General features: G+C 74.7%; 5 protein-coding genes. All 5 read left to right on the top strand.

The features are described 5' to 3' along the window. The first annotated feature begins 876 nt into the window (after window positions 1–876). The 5 genes from OP18_RS54145 to OP18_RS47120 are packed head-to-tail and all read left to right on the top strand — an operon-like array spanning window position 877 to window position 6946. A complete protein-coding gene (locus OP18_RS54145; protein WP_156090287.1) occupies window positions 877–2526 on the top strand; it encodes a WxL domain-containing protein in 1650 nt (549 codons plus the stop codon). 54 nt (window positions 2527–2580) lie between these two features. Beyond that, complete coding sequence (locus OP18_RS47135) at window positions 2581–3561, top strand: WxL protein peptidoglycan domain-containing protein (RefSeq protein ID WP_033366813.1); 981 nt, start codon at window positions 2581–2583, stop codon at window positions 3559–3561. Next, window positions 3558–4856, top strand: a complete 1299-nt coding sequence (locus tag OP18_RS54140) for a hypothetical protein (protein ID WP_052388415.1) — start codon at window positions 3558–3560, stop codon at window positions 4854–4856. The genes OP18_RS47135 and OP18_RS54140 overlap by 4 nt, the downstream gene beginning before the upstream one ends. After that, a complete protein-coding gene (locus tag OP18_RS47125; RefSeq protein WP_033366811.1) occupies window positions 4843–6231 on the top strand; it encodes a hypothetical protein in 1389 nt (462 codons plus the stop codon). The genes OP18_RS54140 and OP18_RS47125 overlap by 14 nt, the downstream gene beginning before the upstream one ends. Then, window positions 6218–6946: an ABC transporter ATP-binding protein gene (locus OP18_RS47120; RefSeq protein ID WP_081971745.1), complete on the top strand. Its 729-nt coding sequence runs from the start codon at window positions 6218–6220 to the stop codon at window positions 6944–6946. The genes OP18_RS47125 and OP18_RS47120 overlap by 14 nt, the downstream gene beginning before the upstream one ends. Window positions 6947–6972 lie beyond the last annotated feature (26 nt).

Here is a 6972-nt window from a genome sequence, read left to right as displayed (position 1 = left end):
TCGTTGGGCTGTCCTGGTGCGGGCGGGCGGGCGGGTGGGGGTGCCGGTCGCGCTGGTGGTTGGTGCCGCGGGTGTTGCCGGCGGCTGGAGCCCTCACGTTCGGGGTGGCGGTCACGGCCACGCCCGTGATGTGGCGTGGCCGGAGACTGCACGGTAATCGGCGCTGCCGGCGTGGTGCCGGCGGATGATCTGTGGTCGCGGCTGGAGCATTGATCCCGTGCGGCATCGGTCCCCGTGCGGCATGGTCCCGGTGCGGCATCGGCGGTCGCGGTGTGGCGTGGGTGGTCGCGGTGGGGCGTGGGTGGTTGCGGTGTGGCGTGGGTGGTTGCGGTGGGGCGTGGGTGGTCGCGGTGTGGCGTGGGTGGTTGCGGTGTGGCGTGGGCGGTCCCGGTGTGGCGTCGGCGGTTCCGTTGTGGCGTGGGTGGTTGCGGTGGGGCGTGGGTGGTCGCGGTGGGGCGTGGGCGGTTGCGGTGCGGCGTGGGCGGTTGCGGTCGCCGGGCCGGGGCGTGGACGTCGCCTACCGCAAGACCGGCCCGCCTCCGGGCTTGGCGTGCGCCGATGGTCCGGTCGAGTGCGCCATTGGGCGCGTGATCAAGGAGCTCCGGACGCCGGGCCGGCATGCGGCGAGCAGGTGCGGCTGGTGAGCGCTCGGTGATGCCTTCGCCAGGTCGAATCGGCCGCAGAAGCGGCGTGTCCCGGTATGTGGGCACTGTGCCGTGGAGGGCAACAGCAGCTGTCTGGACGGTTGACAAGCGGTGGTGGGGCTGCCTTCATAGACGTTACCACCGAAGAAACATCGTTCCACTCTGCGAAACGGCGGCCGGGTGCGGTGGGGCGGTTCGCCGGAGCAAACAACAGAGAGGAAGCGGCAATTCGATGAACACCCCCTCCAGGGTGGCGGCCGGGGCCATCGGCCTCGCCGCTGCCATCGCGCTCGGCGGCACCGCGGCCGAGGCGTACGGGCCCGCGGCGAACTCGCTGGGCTGCCGGCTGTACTTCAGCGACGCCGGCACCGGCACCTCGCCCACGACGTGGAACGACACGTTCGGGCTCACCCAGACGCCGGCCACGCCGTCGCCCGGGCAGACCGTCGCCGTCACCTTCACGGCGGTCACCGGACCCAACAACGGTCCGGTGCCGCTGAACGCGGGTGACGTGCCGGTCGTCATCACGTTGGCGCTCGGCGGGTCCCAGTCGGGCACCGTCACGCTCAACATGGCCACCTACCCGGCCGCCGCGGCAGCCGCCGGTGCGCCGCTCGGCTCCATCACCGCGACCGGCACGTACGTGGCCGGGGCGGCCGGAGCGGCCTCCCTCACCGTCACGCAGGCCGTGTTCAACAACGCGACCGCCAAGACCTACTGCTCGGGCCCCGGCGACCGGGACCACAAGGCCGCCCCGGCGGCGAGCACGATCGTCGAGAACTACAGCGTGTTCGGCGGCGGCACCAGCATCACGTCGGTCACCGGGCAGAGCGTCACCAGCGCGGCCCGGGCGGGGAACACCATCAACTTCTCCGTGACCGGGTTGGCGCCCAGCGCGACCCTCACCGCGTCGCTGAAGAACGCGGGCGGCGGTGGCACCGCTGAAGGCAGCGGCGCCGGCACCACCGACGCAACGGGTGCGGGCACCGGGACGCTCGTCGTGCCGGCCGGCGCCACGACCGGGGCGCGGACGCTGTCCGTGTCCGACGGCACCAACACCGTCACCACGCCGATCACCATCCTCGGCGCACCGGCCATCTCCATCACCCCCGGTGGCGGCGGCGCGGGCACGGCGGTCGCGGTGACCGGTACCAACTGGAACCCGGGCAGCTCCGTCTCCATCCGGGGCTACAAGGCCGGCGCGCCTCCGCCGCCGCCCACCGCCGACGCGGCGGTCACGGCGACGGCGAGCGCGACCGGTGCGATCAGTGGCTCGTTCACGGTGAACGACCCGACCACCGCCTACATCGGCGCGTCGTCGGGCACCGGACCGGGCACCCTGTTCGCGGTCGCCACCTGGACGGCCTCGGCCGACTCCTGCGTGGCGAAGGCCGGCCCGGCCACCACGGGCTCCTGCAACCTCACCTACAACCTGTCCCAGACGGTCACGGCGGGCAACCTCGCGATGTCGCGCACGACCGGCTCGGGCAACGTCACGCTGAGCGGCGTCACGCTCAACGGCACGGTCCAGCACGGCACCGGCGCGCTCGCGCCGATCACCGTGACGGACTTCCGGGGCAGCACCTTCGGCTGGAGCCTGGTCGGTGCGGTCACCGACTTCACCGGTACGCCGGGCGGCACCATCGCGAAGGCGAACCTCACCTGGATCCCGACGTGCGTGGCCGCCGCGGGCTCGACCAACGCGGTGACCGCCACGGCCGGCTCCGCCGGTGCGGTGGACGGCTCGACCCTGTGCTCGGCCCCGGCCAACGCGGCCGGCACGGGCGGCGGCTTCGACGCCGGTGCCGCGCTCGACCTGCAGATCCCGGCCAACCAGCTGGCCGGCAGCTACACCGCGACGCTCACGATCACGCTGAGCTAGCGGGGTGGGGGCCCGCACCGCCGGGCCCCCACCACCACGAACGCGGGAGGATGCATGCGGAGGAAGGTCATCGCGGTCGCCGTCGCGATCGCCGTGATGGCGCCGGTCAACGCGTACGCGGCCGACAACGGCGAATGGTCGGTGAACCCGACGCCCCCGGCGCAGCCGGGACCCGCGCCGCGCCTGTACTTCTTCCTGGAGTCGCCGCCCGGCACCTCCGTGCAGGACTCGGTCCGCGTGACCAACCTCGCCGACCAGCCGCGCACCTTCCGCCTCTACGGCGCCGACGCGTACAACACCCCGCGCGACGGCGGGTTCGGCCTGCGTACCCAGGACGCCACCCACGTCGACGTCGGCGCCTGGACCCGGGTCGGCGCGGCGACGGTCACGGTGCCCGCGAAGTCGCAGGCGGACGTCCCGTTCGTCATCACCGTGCCGGCCAACGCCACGCCCGGCGACCACGTCGGCGGCGTCGTCGCCATGGAGGACCAGCCCGGCGCCACCACGAAGCAGAACGGCGTCGACGTCACCGTCCGCCGCGCCGTGGCCGCCCGGATCTACCTGCGGGTCAGCGGCCCCACGGTGCCCGGCCTGCGCGTCGACGGCGTCACCACCCGCCATGACCCCGCCTGGCTTCCGTCCACTGTGGACGGCTTCTACACCTACGACGTGGTCAACACCGGCAACCTGCACCTGCCGCCGCGGCTGTCGGTGCGGGTCACCGGCCTGTTCGGCCACCGGATCACCCGCCACGGCGACGTGCCGCAGATCGACCTGCTGCCCGGCGCGCGGACCCGCCTCACCGGCACCGTCAGCGGCATCTGGCCGTTCGACGTGGTGACCACCTCGGTCACGGTCACCGCCGACGGCGGCGTCGCCGCCCGCGGGCAGGACACCACCGTGGTCGTGTCGTGGCCGACCCTCGCCGTCCTGCTCGCGGCGTTCATCTGGCTGCTCTGGTACCGCCGGCGCCGCGCCCGCGCCGACACCGCGAAGCCGCGCCGGCGGCTCCCCGAGCCGGTGACGGTGCGATGAGGCGGACCCTCACCGTCCTGTGTGGACTGCCGCTCGCCGCGGCGCTGGCCCTGCTGCCGGCGGGGCCCGCGCGCGCCGACGGGCTGACCGCGAGCCTCGGCGCGCCGTCGGCGAAGCCGGGCGCGACGCTGCGCGTCACCGGCGCCGGCTGGCCCGCCGGGCAGCTGCTGCAGCTGGTCACCTGCGGTGAGCTGGCCATGACCGGCTCCGGCGCCTGCGACATGCGCGCGGCGCTGGCGACCCCGGCCAGGGCCGACGGCACGTTCAGCGTCGAGCTGCGCGTCGGTGACCCACCCCGCCCCTGCCCGTGCGTCGTGCACGTCGCGCTCGTCGGCACCGGCGCCACCGGCCACGTCGACGTGCCCCTCGACATCCCCGGCCACGCCACCGGCCCGGTGCCGACGGCCGCCGGCGCCGTCGCCCGCCTCGACGTGGTCCGGATCCGGCTGGCCGGCCGCCCCTCGTGGACGGAGTGGTTCGGCGCCCGTGCCGAGCGCACCCTGGTCTACGAGGTCCGCAACCCGGGCGCGCAGAGCCTGCGGGAGCTGCCGCTCAACGTCCGCGTCGGCAAGGGCGGCGGCGACCCGACGGCCGCGCCGCGTTCCGGCGAGATCCGGCCCGGCGAGACCCGCGAGTACCGGGTGCCGGTCACGATCCCGTTCGCCGCGTTCGGCCGGTACCAGGTCCGCGCCGACATCGCCGGGCTCGGCGAGGCGTCCGTCGGGTACGACGCCTACCCGTGGGGGCTGCTGGCGCTCAACGCGTTCGGCATCGCGCTCATCGTCCTCGGCGTCCACCGGCGGCTGCGGTCCCGGCGGGCGCGTGAGGCGCTCGTGCTGCCGCAGCCCGCCGACCCGTTGCTGTTGCCGCCGCTGGTACGGGTGCCCGCGCTGGGCGCCGTCCTCGTCTTCGACGACGCCCCGGACGCCAGGCGCCTGCGCCGGCGGGCCAGGGCGCAGATCAGCGCCGCCACGCTGCGCACGCTCATCGGCGAGCCGGACGGCGACGGCGGCACCGCGGTCGTCGACCTCGCGGCCCTCGACGCGGTCCTCACCGGCGACCCGGCCGCCCCGCGCCGCCAGGCGGCGACCGCGGCGACCGACCCGACCCTCGCCGACGTGACCGCACCCGGCGGCGGGAGACCTGAGCGGGCCGCCGCCGTCGTCGACCTCGGCGAGCTGGACGCGTACCTCGCCGGGCACGCGGACGCCGACGACTGGCGGGCCGCCCTGCAGCGTCCACCACGGAAGGGCCGGCCAGGCCGGCGGAAGGGAAGACCCGGTGCGGGTGCATGACTGGACCGGACGGCAGGTCGACTGGTCCCTGGTGGTGCGCGCGGGCGCCGCGGCGGTGGCGGCCGTGGTCGCGTTCGCCGGCTGCTCGTCGGTGATGCCCGGCGCCCTGGACGGTGGCGCGGACGGCGACGCCGGCGCGGGATCGGCGTCCCGCACGGGCGCCGGCCCCGGCGTCACCGCCGACAGCGTGAAGGTGGTGTTCGTCGGCGTCGACCTCAAGGCCACCGCCAGCGTGACCGGCTTCAAGACCGCCGACGCCGGCGACCCGGCCCGCCAGGTGAAGGCCCTCGAGACGTGGGTCAACGCCAACGGCGGCATCGCCGGGCGCAAGCTCGTCGCGGTCTACCGCAACTACGAGGCCGCCGACGACTCGCCGGCCGCCGAGGAGCGGCTGTGCAACCAGATCACCCAGGACGACAAGGCGTTCGCGGTGGTGCTCACCGGGCAGTTCCAGAGCAACGCCCGCCCCTGCTACGCGTCCCGGCGCACCCTGGTGCTGGACGCGACGCTCGTCGCCAACGACCAGACCACGTTCACCAGGCTGGCACCGTACCTGTGGTCGGCCAGCTACCCCGACTACGACGAGTTCGTCCGGGCGTTCCTCGGCAGCCTGGAGCAGCAGGGTTACTTCACCGGCGCGGCGAAGGCCGGGGTCGTCGCCGCGGACACGCCCACGAACCGCAGCGCGTACGAGCGGCTGGCCGTACCGCAGCTGCAACGGCTGAACGTCACGCCCACGGTGGCGTGGATCGACACGACCGACCTCGGCACCCTCAACGCCGGGCTCAACCAGGCCGCCGTCGACTTCCGGGCCAAGGGCGTCGAGCGGGTGTTCTTCCTCGGCGGGGCGCGGATGGCGTCGTTCTTCCTCACCGTCGCCGCGGCGCAGAGCTTCACCGCCCGCTACGCGCTGTCCAGCTTCGACAACCCGAGCTTCCTGGTGAACAACCCGGCCACCATCCCGCGGGAAGGGCTGCGGGGCGCCGTCGGTATCGGGTTCAACCCGAGCCAGGACGTCCCCGACAGCGCCTACCCGTTCCCCGGTACCGACGCCGAACGCGCCTGCCTGGACATCTTCGCCGCGGCCGGCCAGACGTTCGCGACCCGGGAGAACGCCCGCGTGGCGTTCCCGTACTGCGACGCGGCGCTGCTGCTGCGGGCCGGCGCCCGCAACCTCGGCGCCGACCTCAACGCGGCCGCGTGGGCGCAGGACGCCCGCGCGCTCGGCACCCGGTTCCGGCCCGCGACGGGCTTCGCCGGGCTGCTCGGCCCGGGCCGGTTCTCCGCCGCCAACGGCTACCGCGCGCTTGCCTACGACGGCGGCTGCGGCTGCTTCGCCTACCAGGGCGAGGAGGTGCCCTTTGCCGCCCGCTGACGCCATCGCCTGCGCCGGCGTCGACGCCGCCTACGGCCCGGTCCAGGTGCTGTACGGCGTCGACGTGCGCGTCGCCGACGGCGAGATGGTCGGCCTGTGCGGCCCGAACGGCGTCGGCAAGACCACGCTCGTTCGGGTCCTGTCCGGCCTGCAACGCCCCGGCGCCGGGCGGGTGCTGCTCGCCGGCCGCGACATCACCGCCGTGCCCGCCGCGCGCCGGGTCCGCCTCGGCCTGTCCACCGTGGTCGGTCAGCAGGCGTTCGGCTCGCTGACCGTCACCGAGAACCTGCGCATGTACGGGTACACGGTCAGCCGCCGCGACGGACGCCTGCGCCGGGCCGTCGACGGCGCGTTCGCGGTGTTCCCCCGCCTGTACGAGCGGCGCGACCAGCCCGCCTCGACCCTGTCCGGCGGCGAGCGGCAGATGCTGGTGCTCGCCAAGACCCTCATCCAGCGGCCCCGGGTGCTGCTCGTCGACGAGTTCTCCCTCGGCCTCGCCCCGGTCGTCGTCGGCGGCCTCCTGGAGATGGTCCGCCGGCTCAACCGGCTCGGCACCGCCCTGCTGGTGGTCGAGCAGTCCGTCAACGTCGCGCTGTCCCTCGTGGACCGGGCGTACTTCATGGAGAAGGGCACGATCGTCGCCGAGCACACCGCCGCGCACCTCGCCCAGCAGCCGGACCTCGTGCAGTCGCTGATGCTCGGCGGGCACGCATGAGCGGCCAGCGAAGCGGCTCGGGCCGC

The sequence above is a fragment of the Dactylosporangium aurantiacum genome, from assembly GCF_000716715.1.
Classification (GTDB): domain Bacteria; phylum Actinomycetota; class Actinomycetes; order Mycobacteriales; family Micromonosporaceae; genus Dactylosporangium; species Dactylosporangium aurantiacum.
The sequence above is the reverse complement of the archived record's forward strand: the minus strand, read 5'-3'. Positions and strand labels throughout refer to the sequence as shown.